Source organism: Nocardia crassostreae, assembly GCF_001613405.1.
Taxonomy (GTDB): Bacteria; Actinomycetota; Actinomycetes; order Mycobacteriales; family Mycobacteriaceae; genus Nocardia; species Nocardia crassostreae.
Map to the genome: position 1 here is coordinate 79,681 of NZ_BDCH01000044.1, position 22,632 is coordinate 102,312.

The following is a 22,632-nucleotide window of genomic DNA, read 5'->3' on the forward strand; positions in this document are numbered from 1 at the left end:
CCTGGTGTTCGGTTACTGACCGGTGGCCTTCTGGTACGCCGCGAGGTCGGCGTCGAGATCGCTGAGGACCTGGTTCCAATCCGGGTGCAGGACTTCGACGTTCTTGATGAGCGAGGCCGGGGTCGGGCCGGAGCCGGTCGCGGTCACATCACCCAGATCGGTGCGCGCGGACACGGCATTGGCGTCGGGCAGCGTCTTCTGCACCTCGGCCGACAGCAGGAACTCCATGAGTTGCTTGCCCTCCGCGGAATGCGGCGCGCCCTTGGCCAGGCCCATCAGGTAGGGCACGGCGACGGTGGACTGCTTGCCATTGGCGGCGGCCGGGAAGAAGACGGTGAACTTGGAACCCTTCTCCTTGATGGTCGCCAGGTTCATCTGCACATCGCCATTGGCGATGAGGATCTCGCCCTTGTCCACCTTGGCCTGCAGCTTGCCGGTGGAGGAGGACGGGCCGACATTGTTGGCCTGCAGCTTGGCCAGGTAATCCAGCGCGCCCTGCTTGCCGTAGAGCTGCTGCAGCAGGATCAGCACGGCGGTGCCGTCACCGGCCTGGCCGGGGGTGGAGTACTGCAGCTTGCCCTTGTACTCCGGCTTCAGCAGATCGTCCCAGGTGAGCTTGGCGGCATCGACCGATGGGTTGGCGATGAAGCAGAGGTAGTTACCCGCCAGGGTGACCCACTTGCCCGCGGCGTCCTTGTCGGCAGCCGGGTAGGCGGCGGTGTCGACGCCGCTGGACTGCAGCAGCCCGGACTTGTCCGCCTTCTGCATGAACGGCGGCAGCGTGACGATCACATCGGCCTGCGGGTTGGACTGTTCCTTCTCGACTCGGTTGACGACCTCACCGGAACCGGCTTCCACGAGGTCGACCGCAATACCGGTCTGCTCCTTGAACTTCGCGAACTGGGTCTTGTACCACTCGCCGACGCCGTCGGCGGAGTAGACGGTGACCTTCTTGCCATCGCTGGAGTCGGCCCCGGTGCCGCCGCAGGCGGTGAGGCCGAGCGCGAGCGCGGTGACGGAGGTGAGGACCAGGGCGGTGCGGGCGAGGGTGCGTGCGAGGCGGTTGTTCGTATTACGCACGGTGACTGCAACTTTCGGTTCGTGGGGTGTGGAAGTCGAAGGGATGGGGAACATCCCGTCGCCCCGGCGGGCAGCCGGGGCGACGGGAAATCTCAGGCTCGCTCGGCCAGCAGCAACTCGGCGAATTCGGTCACCGAAGCCACCACGTGGGTGGCTCCGGCGGCGCGCAGTTGCGCCTCGTCGTGCGCGCCGGTGAGCGTGCCCGCGACAATGCGCGCGCCCGCGGCCAGACCGGTGCCGATATCGCTGCCGGTGTCGCCCAGCACCGCGACGCGATCCACGGCGTCGATGCCGAGCCGGAGCACGGCGGTGAGCACCATGTCCGGGTAGGGACGGCCGCGACCGGCATCCGAGGGGGCTAGGGTGAGATCGGCGATATCGTTCCAGCCCAGGGCGTTCAGCAGCTTGTCCTGGGTGGCGCGGCTGAATCCCGTGGTCAGCGCCACCTTGATGCCCGCCGCGCGCAGTGCCGAAATGGCCTCTTCGGCACCGGGTATCGGGGTCACCCCGGCGTCGGCGAACTCGGCGTAAGCGGTCTCGAAGGCTTCGTTCGCACGCTGCGCCTTCTCCTCGTCGCCGAGCAGCGCCCGGAAGACGACGATCTTGGACTGGCCCATGGTGTCGATGACGTACTGCCGAGCGGCCTCGCGCTCGGGCCCCTCGGCGGGGATCCCGGCACTGGTGGCGGCCTGCTCGAAGGCGCGAATCACGAGCCCGTCATCGGCGACGGTGGTACCGGCCATATCGAGGACGGCGAGGTCGATCTGCTTGTCGGCCACGGCGATTCCTTTACAGGTTGAGCAGGTCGGCGGTCTCTTCGCCGAGGGCGGGGCCGAGGGTCATACCGCGGCCGCCGGGACCGGTGACGACCCAGACGTTGTCGGCGGCCTGGGCGCGGGTGACGATGACGCCCGGATCGATGGACTGGCTGTACACGCCCGCCCAGCGCCGCACCACCTGCGGCAGCTTGCGGCCCAGCAGTTTCTCGGCCACGGCGGTGAGGTGCTCGTAGGGCGCCTCGTCGACGTCGAAGTTGAAGGGCTCGTCGTATTCGTGGGTGTCGCCAATGGTGAGGCCGCCGTGCAGCCGCTGCACGCACAGCAGCTGCATCTTGTGCTGGGCGGCCGTGAAGGGCTGGGCCTCTTCACGATTGAGGCGGTCGAGCTCGGGGCCCTGGAAGGCCGGGTAGTAGCGGAAGCTGTCGCCGTCGGCGACGGCGGTGGTGAGCGGCTCGCCCAGCGGGGCGGTCTGCATCATCTGCAGCCGTACGCGCCGGACCGGAATATCGCCGACCAGTTCGCGGGTGAGACCGGAGTGCGCCGCACCCGGGCAGACCAGGACGAGGTCGCCCTCGTGACGGCGACCGCGGTCGTCGATCACGGTGGCGCCGGTGACGGTGCGCGCCTCGGTCCCGGCGAAGAAGCTGTAGCGCCCGGTCGCCTCCATGTAGTGCCGCAGCGCGGGCAGCGCCTGCCGGGACTCCACCGCCGCATCGGCCGAGCAGTGCAGTCCGGCAAGGGATTTGCCGCGCAGCGCCGGATTGAGGGCGCGCACCCGGTCGGCGTCCAGGAGCTCGAAACCGCGCTCCTCGGCCGATGCGCCCGCCGCGGCCGCTTCGGCCACGGCGAGTTCGGTTTCGGTGCGCACCAGGGTGATCGAGCCCGCGGGCCGGAAGCCCACGCCCGGCACCTTGCCGCCGATCTCCTCCCACAGCTGCCGGGACTTCAGCGTGATGTCGAGCTCGTTCGCGCTGCGCCCGGAGACCCACACCAGCCCGAAGTTGCGAACGGTGGCGCCGCGCGCCTCGGCTTCCCGCTCCAGGTGAACCACGTTGTGACCGCGGCCGACCGCGGCCAGGGCGTGGGCCGTGCCGAGAATGCCGCCTCCAATGATGACCAATCGCATGCACCCATGGTGGCGAATGGTCTAGACCTAGGAGTGTTTCGTACGCAAACGCTAGGTTAACAATTGGTATAGACCAATTACGGGTACGCTGGGGCCCATGCTTTCCGAATCATCGGCCCGCATGCCCAAGTCCTACCGCGTGCGCGCGGAACTGGAATCGCTGCTCGACGAACTGGCCGAGGGCGATCAGCTGCCCTCCGAGCGCGAGCTCGCGCTGCGCTGCGGGGTGGCGCGCGAGACCGTGCGCCAGGCGGTGCGAGAACTCTTGGTGGAGGGCAGGATTCGCCGCCAGGGCCGGGGCACGGTGGTCTCGCGGCCGAAGATGGTGCAGCCCTTGTCACTGCGCTCCTATACCGAGGGCGCCCTGAAATTCGGCCGCACCCCCGGCCGCCTCCTGGTCGACTGGGCCGATATCCCCGCCGACGCCGACACCGCCCATGTACTGGGCATCGAGGTGGGCGCTCCCGTCATGCACCTGGAGCGCATCCTGCTGGCGGACGGCGAACGCATCGGCCTGGAAAGCACTTTCATGCCCCTGCCCCGGTTCGCGGGCCTGCGCGCGTCCTACGACCCGTCGACCTCGCTCTATGCGGCGGTCCGCGCGGGCGGCGTTGTCTACGCCAAGGCCACCGAACGCATCGAGACCGTGCTCGCCTCGCCCCGCGAGGCCGCCCTGCTCGAATGCACCACCGCTCTCCCGATGCTGCTGCTGCACCGGCGCAGCGTGGACATCGACGGCGTCCCGGTGGAGCGGGTCCGTTCGCTCTACCGCGGCGATCGCATCGCATTCCAAGCGACCCTGCAGGATTGATCCGCGCGGGTGGCCCGGAACCGGACTATCCTGCGACATATGGGCGTGCGGTGCGGCGCCCGGAGCAGAGGGACACGCGATGGCCGACACACGGGACACCTGGCGCAACAACACCTTTGGCGTCATCGGCGCGGGCCTCTACGACGCCGTCGTCGAACGCGAGCAACTGGCCCGCCCGGCCGGTCGCGTCCTCTGGGGCACCGATGTCGACCTGTTCTACGACAGCATGAATTTCCTGGCCGAACTCCCCGACGACACCTCCGTTCTCGATGTCCCGTGCGGCGGCGGCGTGGCGCTGCGCGCCCTGCGCCCGGACCAGAAGGTGCACTACATCGCCGCCGATATCGCCCCGGCCATGCTCGACCGGACCCGCGCCCGCGCGGCGCATCTCGGTCTCACCACCTTCACCTGCACCGAAGCCGATATCGAGGCACTCCCGTTCCCGGACAACAGCTTCGACATCTGCATCAGCTACAACGGCCTGCACTGCCTGCCCGATCCGGCCGCCGCCCTGCGCGATATCGCCCGCTGCCTGAAACCGGGCGGGCGGCTCGTCGGCACCGCCATCATCCGCGGCACCGGGCGGCGCTCCGAACTGTTCCAGCTGACCATGCGCACCTCGGGCGTCTTCGGTCCCAGCGGCACCCGCGACGACTACGACACCTGGATGGCCACGGCGGGCCTGCACCCCGAGCGCCTCGAAACCTCGGGGGCGCTGCTGCACATCGCGGCCGTCAAACCGGCCCTGACCTGATCACCGGCCGCGCGCAAAGACCGGTCCGGGACGTCCGCCCCGGACCGGAAGTCACAGCGCACCTACGGAATCAGAAGCATTCCAAGGAAGCTGTTGACCATACCGACGATCGTGCCGACAAAGCTCGGAATCATCACGCCCTCCTACAGCTAGTTGAAAAACCGACAGGTCCGTACTGATTTACGCATCCAGAAATGGATTGGCAGTTATTCGTGGCCGCCGAGCATTTGGATGGCGCCTTCTCCGCACACGGCAGTTGGGCTGGTACCTGGTGGTACCAGCCCAACTGTTCTCCGGGAGGGATCGGTGCCGGAGTCTAGAGGCCCGCGGTCGCTGCCAGCAGCGGGCGGGCGTGGTCGGTATCGGCAATGAGCCCGGCGGCCAGCAGATGCGCGGCCGCCATGCGCAGCGCCGAGTCCTGTAGCGCCGTCAGGGTTTCGGTCAATCGGGCGCCCTTGGCCTCGAAGCCGTACCGGAGCTGACCGGCGGAGTCGAAGCCGCCGAAACCGGCGAGGGTGTGTAGGCGACGGGAATCGTCGATGTGCGGGTCCAGGGCATCGGCGAAGCGCAGGAAGTTCGCGGCGCACTTGCGGGCCGCAGGGATATCCATGCGGAAGACGCCGGTGCGGGCCTGTTGGTAGAGCAGGTCGGCGGTGGTCTCACCCGCTGTCACGACAGACTCCGTCCTCGAATGTGAAAAGCCGATTTGCGACCGCAATTTCGCAAAGGGGAATACGTGAGATCAGGGGCGGGCGTGCCGCGCCAGTCGACCACGCGGCACGCCGGGCGGGGCGCCCCGTTGCGCCCGCCGTCTTGGGGCGGGCGACGTCTCACGGCGAGAGCGAGCTACTGGTCCGATAGCGCCACTCGGTTGACGTCACCGCTGACGACAATGATTCCGTGGCAATGCATCAATTGTGTCAATGCATTTGGAATCATTGTTCTGGTAAACGGCGGCGGCCACCGGCCACGTCGATTACGAAAACAGTGTAGCCGTCAACCAGTTCGGCCAGATGGTACCAGTGTTTATGGGTTTTATCACTGGCTTCGCCTTCATGATCTATCACCTGATTGGCTTCCACCCAGCTCCTGGCCATACGGTCCACCACCGCCCCAAGGCTTTCCGTGTGCAGCGCGGCGCCATTGCGATGTTGCGGCAGTTCCTGACCCACCCAATCGTTGATATCGTCAACGAGTTCGTCTCGACGACAATCGATCTCGGTGATCAACATGGGATCCCGGACCTGTGCTCGCCGCTCGTGCAGCTCGGCGAGGGCATGTGCCGATCGGAGCATGACTCGATCTTGAAATCGACGGCCCTGGAAGGCGCAGAGCAATTGCGGGGCAGTCGGCAGGCTGCCGGCTATCGACATGGTCATCGCGACTCCCCAAACACACCCGACAACATCACTAATCGCACCAACATGATTGGTCTCCGGATTCAGCTATACCGCTCATCGGATCGGTTGTTCACGAATAGGCTAGCTGGATCATGCTCTTACAAATGCAAGAACGCAAGAATGCGTTCTTGCCAGTGCGCTAAGCGAAAGGGTTGTCATGGCAGGCAAGCGCACCGTGCTTACCGTCCGTTTGCGCCGCCTCGCGGCGATGCTCCACGAGATGCGTGAGGACGCCCATCTCAGCAAAGAGGTGGTCAGCGCCAAAACCGGAATCAACGTCACCACGCTGTATCGCATCGAGACCGCGCAGGCCAGGTCTTTCGAGGACGCCGTCTCCGAGGTCTACGGCGCGTACATCAACTTCGAGGCCGAGGCGCTCTCGGCGCGCTTCTTCCAGTCCACCTACGTCCCGGGCTTGCTACAGACCGAGGCGTACGCCAACGCCGTCTACGAGACCACCATGCCCAAGATCTCCGAACAGGTTCGGGAACAACGGGTTCGGGCCCGCCAGGAACGCGGCCGGGTGCTCACCAAGGACAAGTCCGATCCCCTGGAGCTGTGGGTGGTCCTGGACGAGGCCGTCATCCGACGGCTCGTCGGCGGCCCGGAGGTCATGCGGGAACAGTTCGAACAGTTGCTGTTCCACACCGAGAAGCGGAATGTGATTCTCCAGATCCTGCCCTTCGACGCGGGCGCGCACCCGGGCATGCTGGGCTCGTTCATCTTGCTGGACTTCCCCGACCCGGCCGATCCGGAACTGGTCTACGTGGAGGGCATCGCCAGCGACGAACTCATCGAGGGCCATCCGGAGGTGCGCCGCTACGGCGTCATGTTCGATCAGTTGCGCGCCATGGCGCTGAGCCCCCGCGATTCCATGGCCATGATCTCCCAGGCCATCGTCGACCTAGGAAGTTGATCTTCCCGATCACGATTTGATCTTCCACCCACCCTAGGTGGACAATCCCTCACCCTCGGGGCGGTAATCGGCAACACTCGGGTTGCTGTCGCCTGAGCTCGGCGGTTGCGACAGTGGATACATCCCGAACAGCACCACACAGTCGCACTTCCGAGAGGATGATATCGATGTGCACGACGGCCGAATCGCCCGCCATCACACTCGTTCCGATGCGGGCGAGCGGGGAGCCCGTTGCCCTCCACTCGGATCCCACCGCCGTGGCGGTCACCGCCGCCGGTTGCGATCTGACCTACGCCGAGCTGGATCGGTGGTCGAATCGCCTGGCCCGCATGCTGCTCACCCTCGGGGCCCGCCCCGGCACCCGCGTGGTGATCGCCGACGTGCCCAAGCTCGAGGCGATCGTGTCCCGGCAGGCCATCACCAAGACCGGCGCGACCCCGGTCCCCTTCAGCACCGAGAACACCGCCGCGCGTGTCGATTTCGGTATCACCACGAAGGAGGGCCGCGATCGGATCACCGACCCGAGCCGCTGGCTGGTGCTGGACGACCGCTCCACCCTGGTGCAGTACCTGACCGGCTCCGATGAACCGATCACCGACGCGGAACTGTATATGGCGAGGAAGACTTCCTAACCCGCCGAATTTCACCAACACGCAGGATGTTTCATGGATTTCAGCTCTGCCCTGTCCGGTTCTGCCCCCGCTCTGCCCGCCGCGGCCTTCGCGCTGTCGGCGGCTCAGCGCGGTATCTGGTTCGCCCAACAGCTAGCTGGTGACACCCCCTTCTCCATTGCCCAGTACGTGGAGCTGACGGGAGCCGTGGACGTCGAACTGCTCGCCGGGGCGGCGCGGCAGGCGGGCCGGGAGTTCGGGACCGGCTATCTGCGGCTGCTCGAAATCGACGAGCTGCCATGGCAAATCGTCGACACCGCGCTTGAGGACGTCATCGAGACCATCGACCTGAGCGGCGAACCGGATCCGGAGGCCGCCGCCCGGGCGTGGATGCGCGCGGAATACACCGCCCCGCTGGATATGACGCGCGACCGGCTGTGCACGGTGGGCATGCTGAAACTGGCCGAGGGCCGATGGTACTGGTACTCGCGCTTCCACCACATCCTGCTCGACGGCGTGGGCGCGCTGACCATGCTGCAGCGCACCTCCGAGATCTACAATGCGGCGGTCGCGGGCCGGGAGATACCGGCGGGCAAGGCCGAACCGCTCGAGAAGATCGTGGAAGCCGATGCGGCCTACCGTGATTCGGACAAGCTGCAGGCCGACCGGGAGTACTGGAAAGAGCACCTGGCCGGAATGGCCGAACCGGTCACCCTGGGGCGGCGCGCGGGTGCGGTCGACGCCCACCCGCGGCTGCTGAGCGGCGAACTGCCGGAGTCCACCGCGACCCTGCTGGACGCGCTCGCCGCCGAACAGTCGAGCAGCCCGGCGCCGATCATCGTGGCCGCCTTCGCCGCCTTCGTCGGCGCCATGACCGGCAGCGGCGAGATCGTGCTCAGCCTGCCGGTGTCCGGTCGCACCACCGCGGTCCTGCGCCGCTCCGGCGGCATGGTCGCCAATGTCGTGCCGCTGCGGCTGCACCCCACCCCGGCCGCCACCGTCGGCGATCTGATTCGCGCCACCCAGGGTGAGCTCACCGCCGCCCTGCGCCGCCAGCGCTACCGCCAGGAGGACATCGTCCGCGATCTCGGCTGGGCCATGGACGAGGTGGGCGGTTTCGGGCCGACGGTCAATCTCATGCTGGCCGATACCCGCATTCGCCTGGGCGGGGTGACCGGCCGGTTGCACGTGCTGACCTCGGGTCTCATCGACGATCTGTTCGTCAATGTCTATCCGGGCGTCGGCGGCGAACGCACCCATATCGACTTCCAGGCCAATCCGAACCGCTACGGCGAGCACGAACTCGCCACCCTGCACACGCGGTTCCTGGACTTCCTGCACCGTTTCCTGGCGGGCGGAGCGCAGGGGCCGCTGTCCGCGGTGGCGGCACTGTCGGAGTCCGAGCGCTCCGAACTCGTTCCCACCCGCGGACGCCGCGGCGCCACGCCGCGCACGCTGCCCGAGATCCTCGCGGCCGGTGCGGAAGTCGATCCGTCGGCCATTGCCATGCGCGCCGACGGCACCGCGTTCACCTACCGGGAGGTCAGCGAGTACAGCGCCCGGCTGGCGCGGGTGCTCATCGCGTCCGGGGCCGGACCCGAACGGGCCGTGGCGATTTCGATCCCGCGCTCGGCGGAGTCGGTGCTGGCCATGATCGCGGTGGCGCGCACGGGCGCGGCCTTCGTGCCCATCGATCCCGGCTATCCGACCGATCGCATCGAGCACATGATCACCGACAGCGGCGTGGTGGCCGGGGTGACGGTCGCCGCCGCGCGGGCGGCGCTGCCGGATCGGGTGCGATGGCTGACGCTGGACGATCCGGAGACCGAGAATGCCCTCGCCGCAGCGGATTCCGCGCCGATCACCGATCACGATCGGCGCGCTCCGGTCCGGCTCGATCAGCTGGCCTATCTGATCTACACCTCCGGTTCCACCGGCCTGCCCAAGGGCGTCGGCGTCACCCACCGCGGCCTGGCGAATCTGGTGACCGGCTCGGGCGCGGCCTTCGGCGTCGCCTCGGACGCGGTCATGGCGCACGCGGTGTCGCCGAGTTTCGACATCTCGGTGGAGGAACTGCTGGTGGCGCTCGCGGTGGGCGCCACGGTGGCGGTGGTGCCCCCGGCCGCGTACGCGGGCGAGGAGCTGGCGCGGGTGCTGCGCAAGCTGGAGGTCACCCATCTGAATGTGACTCCGGTGGTGGCCGGTTCATTGGAGCCGGAGACCCTGCCGCGGCTGCGCACCCTGGTCGTCGGCGGCGAGGCGGTGCCGCCGGAGCTGACGGTGCGCTGGGCCGGGCGCTGCGTGCTCAACGGTTACGGGCCCACCGAGACCACGGTGACCGCGACGCTGAGCACGCCGCTGGCGCCGGACGATCCCATCACCATCGGCGGCCCGTCCCGCGGCACCAGCGCGGTCGTCCTCGATCCCTGGCTGCGGCCGGTGCCGCCCGGGGTGACCGGTGAGCTGTACCTGGGCGGGTCCGGGCTGGCGCGCGGGTATCACCAGCGCATCGGGTTCACCGCGGAACGCTTCGTGGCCAGCCCTTTCGCCGCGGGCGAGCGCATGTACCGCACCGGCGATCTGGTCCGCTGGCGGCGGCGCAACGGGCGACCCGAACTGGAATACGTGGGGCGCGGCGATACGCAGGTGAAGGTGCGCGGCTTCCGGATCGAACTCGGCGAGGTGGACGCCGCCGTCGCGCGGCATCCGGGCGTCGAGGTGGCGATCACGGTCGGCGCCACCACACCGGGCGGGGCGACGGCCCTGGTGTCCTACGTGCTGGCCGCCGCGAATACCGTGATCGATCCCGAGGCCGTGAAAATCACGGTGGGACAGCAGCTTCCGACGCACATGGTGCCGTCGGCGGTCATGGTTCTCGATACCCTGCCGCTCACCCCGGCGGGCAAGGTGGATCGGCGCGCCCTGCCGCAGCCGGACTTCGGCACGCGCGCCACGGCCGGGCGGGTGCCCGAGACCGAACGCGAACAGGTGCTCGCCGCCGTCTTCGCCGAGGTGCTGGGCCTCGACGCGGTGGGCGCGGACGACAATTTCTTCGCCCTCGGCGGTGACAGCATCGTGGCCATCCAGCTGGTGGCCCGCCTCAAGAAGGCCGGGCTGTCGGTGCGCGCCCGGGATGTGTTCGAGCACAAGACGGTTGCCGCCCTGGCCGCCGTGGCGGGTGACGCCACCGCGCAGGTGTTGCAGGAACTGCCCGGCGGCGGTGCCGGCGCGGTGCCGCTCACGCCCATCGTGCACGCCATGCTCGCACAGGGCGACACCTGGCCGCGCTTCGCGCAGGCGGTGCTCATCGGCCTGCCCCGCGATGTCGATCGAGGCCGCCTCGCGCCCGCGGTGCAGGCGCTGCTGGACCGGCACGATCTCTTTCGCAGCACCCTCGCCCATCACGGCGAGGCCCGCGGCAATGGCTCGGTGGGCTGGCAGTGGGCGGTCGGCGAGCCCTGGACGGTGCGGGCGGAATCGCTCATCCACACCGTGCATGCGGCCGCGGGCAGCGACGGTTCGGCGGAATTGCAGGCCGCGGCCGATCTGCTGGATCCGGCCAATGGGGTGGTGGCGCGCTTCGTGCTCATCGAGCGCGCGGACGCGGATCCGCTGCTGTGGGTGGTGCTGCACCACCTCGTGACCGATGGCGTCTCGTGGCGCGTTCTGCTCCCGGATCTCGCGACCGCCTGGGCCGGTGGCGAACTGCTCCCGGTCGGCACCTCCTTCCGCCGCTGGGCGCACGCGCAGCGCGAACAGGCCGCCGAGCGCACGACGGAACTGCCGCTGTGGCAACGGATTCTGGAGACCCCCGATCCGGTCTTCGGATCGCGCACCCTGGATCCGCGGCGCGACACCGTCGCCACCATGCGGCAGGTGCGCACCGTCATCGACGCCGAAACCACCTCCGCGGCTTTGGAACTGGTCCCCGAGCGTTTCCACTGCGGTGTCGACGACGCTCTGCTCACCGCGCTCGCGCTGGCGGCGAGCCGGTTCCGCAAGACCCGGCGAACGCTGCTCACCCTCGAAGGCCACGGCCGGGAGGAGGCGATCGCGCCGGGCGCGGACATCTCCCGGACCATCGGCTGGTTCACCAGCGTCTACCCGGTCGCGCTCGATCTCGGCGATATCGATCTCGACGAGGCCTTCCGCGGCGGGCCCGCGGCGGGCGCCGCCCTCAAGGCGGTCAAGGAGCAACTGCGCGCCATTCCAGACAAGGGCGTGGGCTACGGGATGCTGCGGTATCTGCATCCCGAGACCCGGCAGGCGCTGGCCGGTACCGCCGTCCCGCAGCTGAGCTTCAACTATCTGGGCCGTACCGGCGCGGGCGTCGAAACCGCCGACGGCGGCGACACCCCGTGGCTGCCACGCCGTTTCGCGGCCACCCAGGATGATCGCGCACCGCTCGAGGCGGCCGTGGACATCAATGCCTTCCACACCGATGCCGGGCTGGAGATCACCTGGGCCTATGCGTCGCGGCTGTTCACCGAGCCGCAGGTGCGCGAGTTCGCCGAACTGTGGGCGCAGGCGCTCGCCGGGCTCACCGCCCATGCGCGCCACACCGGCGCGGGCGGGCGCACTCCCTCCGATTTCGGGCTCGTCACCGTCGGACAGCAGCACATCGACGAGTGGGAGCGCGAATACGCGGGCCTCGCCGATGTCTGGCCGCTCTCGCCGTTGCAGTACGGGCTGCTGTTCCACGCCCGCTACGACACCGACACCGCCGACGGCTACACCGTGCAGACGCGGCTCTCGCTGGCCGGTCGCGTGGACTCCGCCCGGCTGCGCACCTCCGCCCAGGCCCTGCTCGACCGGCACGACGTGCTGCGCGCGGCCTTCGCCGAGACCCCCGACGGGCCGTGTCAACTGGTCCTCGCCGCCGCCGAAATCCCGTGGCAGGAAATCGATCTCACGGGGATCCCGGACGCGGCGGCGCGGCAGCGGGAACTCGAGCGCCTGGTGCACGTGGACGCGGGCTCTCGCTTCGATCTCGCCCGGCCGCCGCTGCTGCGCTTCAGCCTCGTGCGCACCGACGCCGAGGCGTACACGCTGCTCATGACCAATCACCATCTGGTGCTGGACGGCTGGTCCACGCCGCTGGTGGTGCGGGAACTGCTGGCCGGGTATCTGGCCTCCATTACCGGGCAGACCATTCCCGCCGCGCCCGCGCATTCCTATCGCGAATTCCTGGCCTGGCTCAACGACCAGGACGACGCCGCCTCCCTCGCCGCGTGGACCGAAGCCCTGGCCGGAGTGGATTCGCCCACCCGGGCCATACCCACCCTGGCCGATATCACCTCCACCAAATCCGGCATGGTGACAGTCGATTTCAGCGCCGACCAGCTGTCCCGGCTGGAAACCACCGTGCGCGCGACGGGCGCCACGGTGAACACGGCGGTGCAGGCCGCCTGGGCTCTGCTGCTGGCCATGCTCACCGGCCGCACCGATGTCATCTTCGGCGGCACCGTCTCCGGCCGCCCGCCGCAACTGGCGGGCGTCGAGGAGATGGTGGGGCTGTTCATCAATACCCTGCCGGTGCGGGTGCGGTTGAATCCCAGTGAGCGCGTGGCCGATCTGCTGGCGCGGGTGCAATCCGAACAGGCGCGGCTGCTCGATCATCAGCATGTCGGCCTGGCCGCCATCCATCAGGCCGTGGGCCTGTCCGAGCTCTTCGACACCCTCACCGTGTTCGAGTCCTATCCCATCGACCGCGAAACCCTCTCGCAGGCCATGGATATAGCGGGCATGCGCATTCTCGATGTGGAGGGCACCGACGCCACGCCGTATCCGCTGAACCTCATGGTGATCCCGCAGCGCGCCCCGGACGGCGCCGAAAGCCTGTGCATCAGCGTGAAATTCATGTCCGACCACCTGCCCGAGACCGCGGCGCGGCGGCTGCTCGACCGGTTCGTGCACCTGCTCGACCAGATCGCCGACCGGCCCGAGCGCCGGGTCGCGCAACTCCAGCACTGTGATCCGGCCGAGCGGCGCGCGCTGCTGCCGGTGCGCGGCGGCGATCCGGTGCCCATGCGCACCCTGGCCGATATCCTCTCCGCCGGAGCGCGGGTGAATCCGGACGGAATCGCCATCAGCTCCGGCAATCTCACCATGACCTACCGCGATCTCGACGCCTGGTCGAACCGGTTCGCGCGGGTCCTGCTGCGCCGGGGCGTGGGCCGCGAGGTGTTCGTGGTGCTGGCCCTGACCCGCTCGGTGGAATCGGTGGTCGCCGTCTGGGCCCTCGCCAAGACCGGTGCGGCGTTCCTGCCGCTGGATCCCAACTATCCGGTGGAACGCATCGAGCACATTCTCACCGATTCGCGCGCGCCCATCGGCGTGACGGTGTGCTCGGTGGGCGATACGCTGCCGGGCAGCATCGACTGGCTGCTGCTCGACGATCTGAACACCATCCGGCGCGTCATGACCGTCTCGGACGCGCCGATCACCAATGCCGAACGCGGCGGCCCGATCAAGCTCGAACAGGTCGCCTATCTGATCTACACCTCCGGCTCCACCGGTAAGCCCAAGGCCGTGCTGGTGAGCCATCGCGGCCTGGCCAATCTGGTCGCCACCCAGGAAAAGGGCCTGGATCTCAACGAGATGTCGCGCACGCTGCAGGTGGCCTCCCCCAGCTTCGACGCCTCGGTGCACGAAATGCTAAAGGCGCACGGCATGGGCGGGCGGCTGGTGGTGTCCCCGCCGGATGTGTACGGGGGAAGCGAACTCGAGGAGCTGCTGCGCGAACAGGGCGTGACCCATGCGGTCATCACCCCGTCGGTGCTGGCGACCATGAATCCGATGGGGCTCACCCAGCTGCGCAGTCTGTCGGTGGCCGGTGAGGCCGCCGGACCCGAACTGGTGGCCGCCTGGGCGCCCGGGCGGCGGATGCTGAACCTGTACGGGCCCACGGAATTCAGCATCTGGGCCACCGGTCCCGGGGAACTGCTGCCCGGGGAACCGATCACCATTGGCGGACCGATCAGCGGTGCGCAGGCCATGGTGCTCGATTCCTGGCTGCGCCCGGTGCCCCTCGGCGTGACCGGTGAGCTGTATCTGGCCGGACCCGCCTTGGCGCGCGGCTATTTCAATCGCTTCGGGCTGACGGCGGCGCGATTCGTCGCCAATCCGTACGGGGCCTCCGGCACCCGCATGTACCGCACCGGCGACATGGTGCGCTGGGTGGAGGTACAGCACGAGGACGGCGAACGGCTTGAGCTGGAATACCAGGGCCGCAGCGACTTCCAGGTCAAGATTCGCGGCCTGCGCATCGAACTGGGCGAGATCGACGCGGTGCTCAATGCCGACGACGAGGTCGAGTACGCGGCCACCATCGGCGCGCCCGGACCCGGCGGGCAGACCGTCCTCGTGTCCTATGTGGTCGGCGTGCGCGGCGCGCCCCTGGATACCGAATTGCTGCGGACCCGGGTGGCGGCGGCGCTGCCGGGCTACATGGTGCCCAGCTATATCCTCGAACTCGACGACGTGCCGCTGACCCCGGTCGGCAAACTGGACCGGAATGCCCTGCCCGCACCGGATTTCGCGAGCCTGCAGGAGCCGTACCTGGCGCCTCGGACCGCGGTGGAGACCGCGGTCGGCAAGGTCTTCGCGGAGGTCCTCGGCGTCGATCAGGTCAGTATCGACCGCTCGTTCTTCGAACTCGGCGGCAACTCGCTCAGCGCCACCAAGGTGGTGGCCCGGGTGAATACGGTGCTCGGCGCGACCATCGCACTGCGCGATCTGTTCGACGCGCCGACGGTCGCGCAATTGTCCTCTCGCGTCGTGCCTTCCGGCGATCTGTCCGGTCGCCCGGCGCTGGCGCCGCGCATCCGGCCCGATCGGGTCCCGCTCTCCCCCGCGCAGCAGCGCATGTGGGTGCTCAACCGCACGGATTCCAGCCTGGCGGCCTACAACATCACCGCCGCGCTGCGGCTCACCGGCGCACTGGATACCGACGCCCTGCGCGCCGCGGTCACCGATCTGGTGACGCGGCACGAGACGCTGCGGACCATCTACCCCGGCGATGCCGACGGCCCCCGGCAGGTCGTGGTCGGCGTGGACGCGGCCGCGCCGGAGATGCGGGTCGAGGAGACCGAAGACGGTGCGGCACTGCGGGATCAGATCGAGGAGCTGACCGGTACAGGGTTCGACGTGACCCGGGAACCGCCGCTGCGGGTCGGACTGTTCCGGATCACCGATGCGCCCGATACCCATGTCGTCGTGCTGGTCGTGCATCACATCAGCGCCGACGGCGCGTCCATGGAGCCCCTCGCCACCGACCTGCTCACCGCCTACCTGGCCCGCAGCGCGGGCGCGGAGCCGGTGCGCGAGCCGCTGCGGGTGCAGTACGCGGACTATTCGCTGTGGCAGCGCGAACTGCTCGGCGACGAACGCGATCCGGAATCCCGTGCGGCCCAGCAGGTCCGGTACTGGAGCGACAAGCTGGCTGGCACCCCAGACGTGCTGGAGCTACCCACCGACCGGCCGCGCCCGGCCGTGCAGAGCATGCGCAGCACCGATCTGCCGTTCGCGCTCGACGCCCGGCTGCACGCCGAGCTGGCGGCCCTGGCCGCCGGGACCGACACCAGCCTGTTCATGGTCATGCACGCCGCGCTGGCGGTCCTGCTCTCGCGGCTGGCGGGCACGCCCGACGTGGTGGTCGGCACCGCCGTCGCGGGCCGCGGTGACGCGGCGCTGGACGATCTGGTCGGCATGTTCGTCAATACCCTCGCCCTGCGCACGCCCGTCGATCTCAGCAGCGGGTTCCGCGATTTCCTCACCGCGGTGCGCTCCGCCGATCTGGACGCCTTCGCCCATGCCGAGGTGCCTTTCGAACGCCTCGTCCAGGTGCTCGATCCGGCCCGCTCCACGGCACATCACCCGCTGTTCCAGGTGACGCTGTCCCTGCAGAACTTCGCCCCGCCGAGCCTGGAATTTCCGGGACTGCGGGTCGAGGTGGAACCGTTCGACCGCGATACCTCGCAGTTCGATCTCGCCTTCGATCTGCGCGATCCGCGGCCCGGCGGAGAACCGTCGGGGCTCGAGGGCACGCTCAGCTACGCGACCGATCTGTTCGACGCCGCGACCGCCGCGCGCGTGGTGACCCGGTGGCAGCGGATCCTGCGCGCCGTCATCGCCGATCCGAATGTCCGGCTCTCGGATATCGACCTGCTCGACAATGCCGAGCGGCGGGCCCTCGTCCCGCTTCGCGGACCGCGCGGCGGCGACGATATCACCACCCTGGCCGAGATTCTCACCACGGCGGCCGCCTATCACCCCGATCGGCCCGCCATCGTCGCCGACGGGCGGACCACCACCTATCAGGAGCTCGACACCGCGTCGGACTTCCTGGCCGCGCAGCTGACGGCGGCCGGAGCGGGCGTGGAAACCGTTGTCGCCCTCGCGATTTCCCGCAGCACGGCACTGCTCACCGCCATGTGGGCCACCGCCAAGACCGGGGCCGCCTTCCTGCCCATCGACCCGCGCAATCCGCTCGACCGCATCGATCACATGCTGACCGATTCGGGGGCGGTGCTGGGACTCACCACCGGCGCGCATCGGCCGCTGCTGCCCGGCACCATCCAGTGGCTGGTGCTCGACGGCCCGCAGGAAGACGCGCGCACCAAGGTCATTCACGTCGACCGGTGGTCGCGCGAAGCCTGGGAGCGGGACTACGACTACGCGGTGAATCCCGATCATCCCGCGTGGCTGATCTACACCTCCGGGTCGACCGGCACGCCGAAGGGCGTCTCGGTATCGCATCGCGGTCTCGCCGATCTCGTTCGGGCACAGCACCATACGCTCGGGCTCAACGATCGGTCGCGGGTGCTGCAGGTCGCCTCGCCGAGCTTCGACGCCTCGGCCTTCGAGGCGCTCATGGCCTTCGGGGCGGGCGGCACCGCCGTGGTCGCGCCGCCCGATGTGTTCGGCGGGGACGCCCTGCAGGATCTCATTGCCACCCAGAGGGTCACGCACCTGGTGATCACCCCCTCCGCGCTGGCGACCATGGATCCGGCGGCGGTCGCGAGCGTGCACGTGCTGGCGGTGGCCGGTGAGGCCATCGGCCCGGAACTGGTCGAGCGCTGGTCGGCCGGTCGCATGCTGGTGAACCTGTACGGCCCCACCGAATTCACCATCTGGGCGACGACCTCGGATGCGCTCAAGGCGGATCAGCCGGTGACCATCGGGCGGCCCATCCGGGGCGCGGCCGCTCTCGTCCTCGACGACCGGCTGCGGCCGGTGCCCATGGGCGTGGCGGGTGAGCTGTACCTGGCGGGACACGCGCTGGCGCGCGGGTATCACGAGCGGTCCGGACTGTCGTCGGCCCGGTTCGTCGCCGACCCCTACGGCGCACCGGGTGAGCGCATGTACCGCACCGGCGATCTGGTGCGCTGGACCGGCGCGCTCAACGCGCCCCGGCTGGAATATCTGGGCCGCACCGACTTCCAGGTGAAGGTGCGCGGCCAGCGCATCGAACTCAGCGAGATCGATGCGGTGCTGGCCCGCGCCGAGGGTGTCGAATTCGCCGTCACGCTCGGTGTTTCGGGCCCCGGCGGTGCGACCGCACTGGCCGCGTACGTGCTGCCCTCCCCCGGCGTCGTGCTGGACATCTCCGCGATTCGCGCCCATGCCGCCGATACGCTGCCCGGCTATATGGTGCCGACGGCCTTCGTCGTGCTCGATGCCATCCCGCTCAATGCGGTCGGCAAGCTCGACCGGAAGGCCTTGCCGGAACCGGTGTTCGAGGCCGAGACCGAATACCGCGCGCCCACCAATGCCATCGAGACCGCGCTGGCCGAGATCGTGGCCGAACTGCTCGGCCGCGAGCGGGTCGGCGTACACGATTCGTTCTTCGCCCTCGGCGGGGACAGCATTCTCGCCATCCAGCTGGTGTCGCGGGCACGGCTGCGCGGGATCGAACTGTCACCGCTGCAGGTGTTCGAGCATCGCACCGTCGCCGCGCTGGCCGTACTGGCCGAGGCCGCCGGGGCCGCGGTGGTGCTGGAGGAGCTGCCCGGCGGCGGGGTCGGCGAGCTGCCGCTCACGCCCATCGTGCGCTGGATGACCGAGCGCGGCGGGGACTTCGGGCGCTTCGCGCAGTCGGCGGTGCTGGAGATGCCGCACGGCATCACCCGCGACCAGCTCGTCGCCACCGTCACCGCCGTGGTGGATCACCACGATATGTTGCGCGCGCAGCTCACCGGCGCCGACGGCGAATGGCGGCTGCACACCCGCGAACCCGGCACGGTCGATGTGGACAAGCTGGTGCACCGCATCGAGTTCCAGGCCGCCAGCACGGTCGAACTGCGCGAATACGCCGTCACCGAGGTGGATTCGGCGCTCAACCGGCTCGATCCGGCCAATGGCGTGGTCATGCAGCTGATCTGGTTCGACCCGGCCGGGTCGGGGCCCGAGAAGCGCACCGGGCGACTGATTCTGGTGGCGCACCACCTCGTCACCGACGGCGTGACCTGGCGCATTCTCATTCCCGACCTGATCGCCGCCTGGGCGCAGCTCTCCGGCGGCGCGCCGCCCATCCTGCCCGAGACCGGCACCTCCATGCGCCGGTGGGCGCACGCGCTGCACGACGAAGCCCACAGTGCCGGTCGCACAGGTGAACTCGACTACTGGCGCGAGATCGCCGAGACGCCCGATCCGCTGATCGGCTCGCGGGAACTGGATCCGGCCATCGACCGCGCCGTCACCGTGCGCGCCGTCGACGTCTCCGCGCCCGCCTCGGTGACCAATGCCCTGCTGACCACCCTGCCGGGACTGTTCGACGGCACCGTCGAGGACGCCCTGCTGGCCACCCTCGCCCTCGCCGTCATGCGCTGGCGGGCCGAGCGTTCCGGGCACACCGGCAGGACCGAACCAAACCCCGCATCGGTGCTCATCCGTATGGAAGGGCATGGGCGTCAACAGGAGATCGTTCCGGGCGCGGACCTCTCCCGCACCATCGGCTGGTTCACCAGCCTGTACCCGATGCGGATGGAGCTGCCCGGTATCGATGTCGACGACGCGCTCGACGGCGGCCCGGCCATGGGCGAGGCGATCCGGGCGTCCAAACATCAACTGCTCGACATTCCCGACCGGGGCATCGGCTACAGCCTGCTGCGCTATCTCAACCAGGACACCGCACGCGCACTGCCGCAGCGGGTTCCGGGCCGCATCGGGTTCAACTATCTGGGCCGCTACGCCGCCGCCGATATTCCGGCCGGGCTGGAAGGGCTGGGCTGGCTGCCCACCGAGGAGTTCGGCGACCTGCACACCGAGGAGAGCCCCGAGGTGCCGGTGACCGCCGAGATCGAGATCAATGCGGTGGTGGTGGGCGACCGGTTGCAGGCCAGTTTCACCTTTCCCGTCACGCTGACCGCGCGCCACGAGATCGCCGAACTGGCCATGCTGTGGATGGAATCCCTCACGGCGGCAGCCGATTTCGCCGACTCTCCGGTGGCGCAAGAGGCCGCCGAGGCGGAGCGGGCGTACATGGCCGAGCGCGAGCAGGCGCAGGCGGCCTCCGAACTGGCTGCCGCGCAACCGGCTTCGGGCCCCGGCCTCGGCTTGGAAGTGGTGCTGCCCATCCGGCCCGACGGTGACGAACCGGCGCTGTTCTGTATCCACCCGTCCTCGGGCATTGCCTGGACCTATCTGGGGCTGGCCGAACTGCTGCGTCCCGGCCGTCCCATCTACGGTCTGCAGGCCTCCGACCTGTCGGGCGAACCGGCCGCCCGCAGCATCGACGATTTCGCCGAACGCTATGTGCGCGAGATCCGCCGCCTGCAACCCGAGGGCCCGTACCACGTGCTCGGCTGGTCCTTCGGCGGTCTCATCGCGCACGCCGTGGCCACCCGCCTGCACGCGGAGGGCGCGCAGATCGGCACCCTCACCCTGCTCGACGCCGACAGCACCGATATCGACGGCGACAGCGTGGACAAGCTCACCGCCGGATCCTTCGTGGCCACCTTCGGTCAGGTCTTCGGCATTGCCGACGTCTCACCCGAGGCCACCGCCGAGGAGGCGGCGGAACTGATTCGCGAGCACATGGGCGGGGTCGCGCTCGTGGACGCGCTCACCCTCGAGCGGATGGCCGCGTCCTACAACGCCTCCGCCCGCACCCGCACCGGCTATCAGCGGCCGGTATTCCACGGTGACGCACTGTATTTCAGCGGCACCGTGAACACCTCGGACATCTTCGGGCCGGAAGGCTGGCGGCCCTGGATCACCGGGGAGATCACCAATTACGACATCGAGGCGACTCACGACGAGCTCACCTCGCCGGACTCGCTGGCGGCCATCGCCGGCATCCTCGACGAACATCTCGGAGGGACACAGTGAAACCCGGCAGTGGCGTGGACGGCGTGATCGTCGAAGGCATCGAGAAATCATTCGGAACCGTTCAAGCCCTGCGCGGCATCACCTTCAAGGCTGCGCCGGGCGAGGTGCTCGGCATTCTCGGGCCCAATGGCGCGGGCAAGACGACCACCGTCAATATCCTGTCCACCCTCATCGCCCCCGATGCCGGGCGCGCCGAGGTCGCGGGCCACGACTGCGTCAACGAGGCGGCGGCCGTGCGGCGCAGCATCATGCTGACCGGGCAGTTCGCCGCACTCGACGACGCCCTGAGCGGGTACGAGAACCTCGTCATGTTCGGGCGGCTCATGGGGCTGCGCAAGGGCGCGGCCCGCAAACGCGCCGACGAGCTGATCGAGGAATTCGATCTCGGCGCGGCCAAGGGCCGCCGGGTCGGCACCTACTCCGGCGGTATGCGGCGGCGCATCGATATCGCCTGCGGGCTGGTGGTGCGGCCGGAGGTGGTGTTCCTCGACGAGCCCACCACGGGCCTGGATCCGCGCAGCCGCCAAGGCGTCTGGGATCTGGTCAGCGGCTTCCGCAAGCACGGCATCACCACCCTGCTCACCACGCAGTACCTGGAAGAGGCCGACGCCCTGTGCGATCGGATCATCGTCATCGACCACGGCGTGGTGATTGCCGACGGCACCGCGGACGAACTCAAGGCGCGCACCGGCGGCAGCTACTGCGAGATCGTGCCGCTGCGCATCGAGGAACTACCGCGCATCGCGACGGCCCTGGGCGATCTGCTGCCCGACGCCAGCCGGGAAGCGCTGAGCCGGAATACGGATCGGCTGGCCATTCCGGCTCCCGAGGGCGCGAAAACACTCGCCGAAGCGCTGCGCCGACTCGACGGGGCCGGACTGGAACTGGTGGACATCGCCCTGCGCCGCCCCTCCCTCGACGACGTATTCCTTTCTCTCACCGGGCATATGACCGAGGAGCAGGAACTCAACGGGAAGGCCCGGTCGTGACCGCCGCGACCACGACCGCCTCCGGCGCGTGGCTCACCAGCACCCGCGCCACACCGGGCACGCTGCAACAGTGGTGGGTGCTGACGGTGCGGCTCATCGTGCCGTCGGTGAAGACCGGCGAAATCCTCACCGCCGTCCTGGCCCCGGTCACCTTCGCCGCCAGCTTCTACATTCCGCTCAATCGGGTGATGAGCTTCGCCGGGCACGGATTCAGCAGCTACGCACAGTTCTTCGCGCCCATCGTGATCCTGCAGGCCGCCGCCTTCACCGCCATTGCCGCCGCCTTCCGCGCCGCCACCGATATGGTCTCCGGCCTGGACCGCCGCTTCGACGCCATGCCCATGCACCCGCTGGTCCCGACGGCGGCGCGCATGTCCGCCAATGTCTTCCGCATGGTCATCGCGCTCATCTCCGCGCTGATCTCGGTGCACGTCATCGGCTTCCGGTTCGAGGGCCCGTTCTCGCACACCCTCGGATTCCTGGGCCTGGCCATGCTCATCGGCATCGCCTTCTGCCTGGGCGCGGATGTCATCGGCACCGTCACCAAATCTCCGGAGGCCACCACCCAGATGCTGGTCCTGCCGCCCCTCATTCTCGGTATGCTCTCCACCGGTCTCGCCCCGGCCGCCCAATTCCCGGACTGGGTCGAACCTTTCGTCCGCAATCAGCCCGTGTCCCAATTCGCCTTCGGCCTGCGCGCCCTCGGCGGCGATTCGCTGGGCAAGGCGGGCGAGGTGAGCTGGGCCGTCATGACCCCGCCGCTGCTGTGGGGCATCGGCATCATTCTCTTCTCGCTGTATTTCACCGTCCGGCTGAACACGAAGAGGTCGTGAC

General features: G+C 68.9%; 12 protein-coding genes. 7 read left to right on the forward strand and 5 right to left on the reverse strand.

The annotated features are described in order from the left end of the window. Positions 1-12: 12 nt before the first annotated feature. From NC4_RS37115 to NC4_RS37125, 3 genes are all read right to left on the reverse strand, one after another. Entirely contained in the window at positions 13-1,080 is a 1,068-nt protein-coding gene (locus tag NC4_RS37115) for a 2-aminoethylphosphonate ABC transporter substrate-binding protein (protein WP_067548745.1), read from the reverse strand. Between the two features lie 92 nt (positions 1,081-1,172). Next, positions 1,173-1,859 carry a phosphonatase-like hydrolase gene (locus tag NC4_RS37120; RefSeq protein WP_084530151.1) on the reverse strand — a complete coding sequence of 229 codons (687 nt, stop codon included), beginning with the start codon at positions 1,857-1,859 and terminating at the stop codon, positions 1,173-1,175. Positions 1,860-1,869: 10 nt separating this feature from the next. Then, on the reverse strand, positions 1,870-2,985 hold the full coding sequence (locus NC4_RS37125; protein WP_067548748.1) for a TIGR03364 family FAD-dependent oxidoreductase: 1,116 nt from the start codon (positions 2,983-2,985) through the stop codon (positions 1,870-1,872). A 97-nt stretch (positions 2,986-3,082) separates the two neighbouring features. On the opposite strand from NC4_RS37125, the gene NC4_RS37130 reads away from it, so the two are divergent. Beyond that, positions 3,083-3,796 carry a GntR family transcriptional regulator gene (locus NC4_RS37130; RefSeq protein ID WP_067548751.1) on the forward strand — a complete coding sequence of 238 codons (714 nt, stop codon included), beginning with the start codon at positions 3,083-3,085 and terminating at the stop codon, positions 3,794-3,796. Between the two features lie 79 nt (positions 3,797-3,875). Beyond that, positions 3,876-4,550, forward strand: coding sequence for a class I SAM-dependent methyltransferase (locus NC4_RS37135; protein WP_067548754.1), 675 nt, complete (start codon positions 3,876-3,878; stop codon positions 4,548-4,550). A 316-nt stretch (positions 4,551-4,866) separates the two neighbouring features. On the opposite strand, the gene NC4_RS37140 is transcribed toward NC4_RS37135, so the two are convergent. Together NC4_RS37140 and NC4_RS37145 are read right to left on the reverse strand one after the other, a co-directional pair. Beyond that, complete coding sequence (locus tag NC4_RS37140; RefSeq protein WP_067548757.1) at positions 4,867-5,223, reverse strand: hypothetical protein; 357 nt, start codon at positions 5,221-5,223, stop codon at positions 4,867-4,869. Positions 5,224-5,485: 262 nt separating this feature from the next. Further along, positions 5,486-5,845 carry a DUF4254 domain-containing protein gene (locus tag NC4_RS37145; RefSeq protein ID WP_067548763.1) on the reverse strand — a complete coding sequence of 120 codons (360 nt, stop codon included), beginning with the start codon at positions 5,843-5,845 and terminating at the stop codon, positions 5,486-5,488. A gap of 262 nt (positions 5,846-6,107) precedes the next feature. Here NC4_RS37145 and NC4_RS37150 point away from each other — a divergent pair, with 262 nt between their 5' ends. From NC4_RS37150 to NC4_RS37170, 5 genes are all read left to right on the forward strand, one after another. After that, positions 6,108-6,866, forward strand: coding sequence for a helix-turn-helix domain-containing protein (locus NC4_RS37150; RefSeq protein ID WP_067548766.1), 759 nt, complete (start codon positions 6,108-6,110; stop codon positions 6,864-6,866). 167 nt (positions 6,867-7,033) lie between these two features. After that, positions 7,034-7,498, forward strand: a complete 465-nt coding sequence (locus NC4_RS37155; RefSeq protein ID WP_067548769.1) for an AMP-binding protein — start codon at positions 7,034-7,036, stop codon at positions 7,496-7,498. 33 nt (positions 7,499-7,531) lie between these two features. Further along, positions 7,532-20,809: a non-ribosomal peptide synthetase gene (locus NC4_RS37160; RefSeq protein WP_067548773.1), complete on the forward strand. Its 13,278-nt coding sequence runs from the start codon at positions 7,532-7,534 to the stop codon at positions 20,807-20,809. Beyond that, positions 20,806-21,798, forward strand: coding sequence for an ATP-binding cassette domain-containing protein (locus NC4_RS37165; RefSeq protein ID WP_245722193.1), 993 nt, complete (start codon positions 20,806-20,808; stop codon positions 21,796-21,798). Before NC4_RS37160 ends, NC4_RS37165 begins: the two co-directional genes overlap by 4 nt. After that, positions 21,795-22,631: an ABC-2 transporter permease gene (locus tag NC4_RS37170; protein ID WP_067548776.1), complete on the forward strand. Its 837-nt coding sequence runs from the start codon at positions 21,795-21,797 to the stop codon at positions 22,629-22,631. Before NC4_RS37165 ends, NC4_RS37170 begins: the two co-directional genes overlap by 4 nt. Position 22,632: the final 1 nt, after the last annotated feature.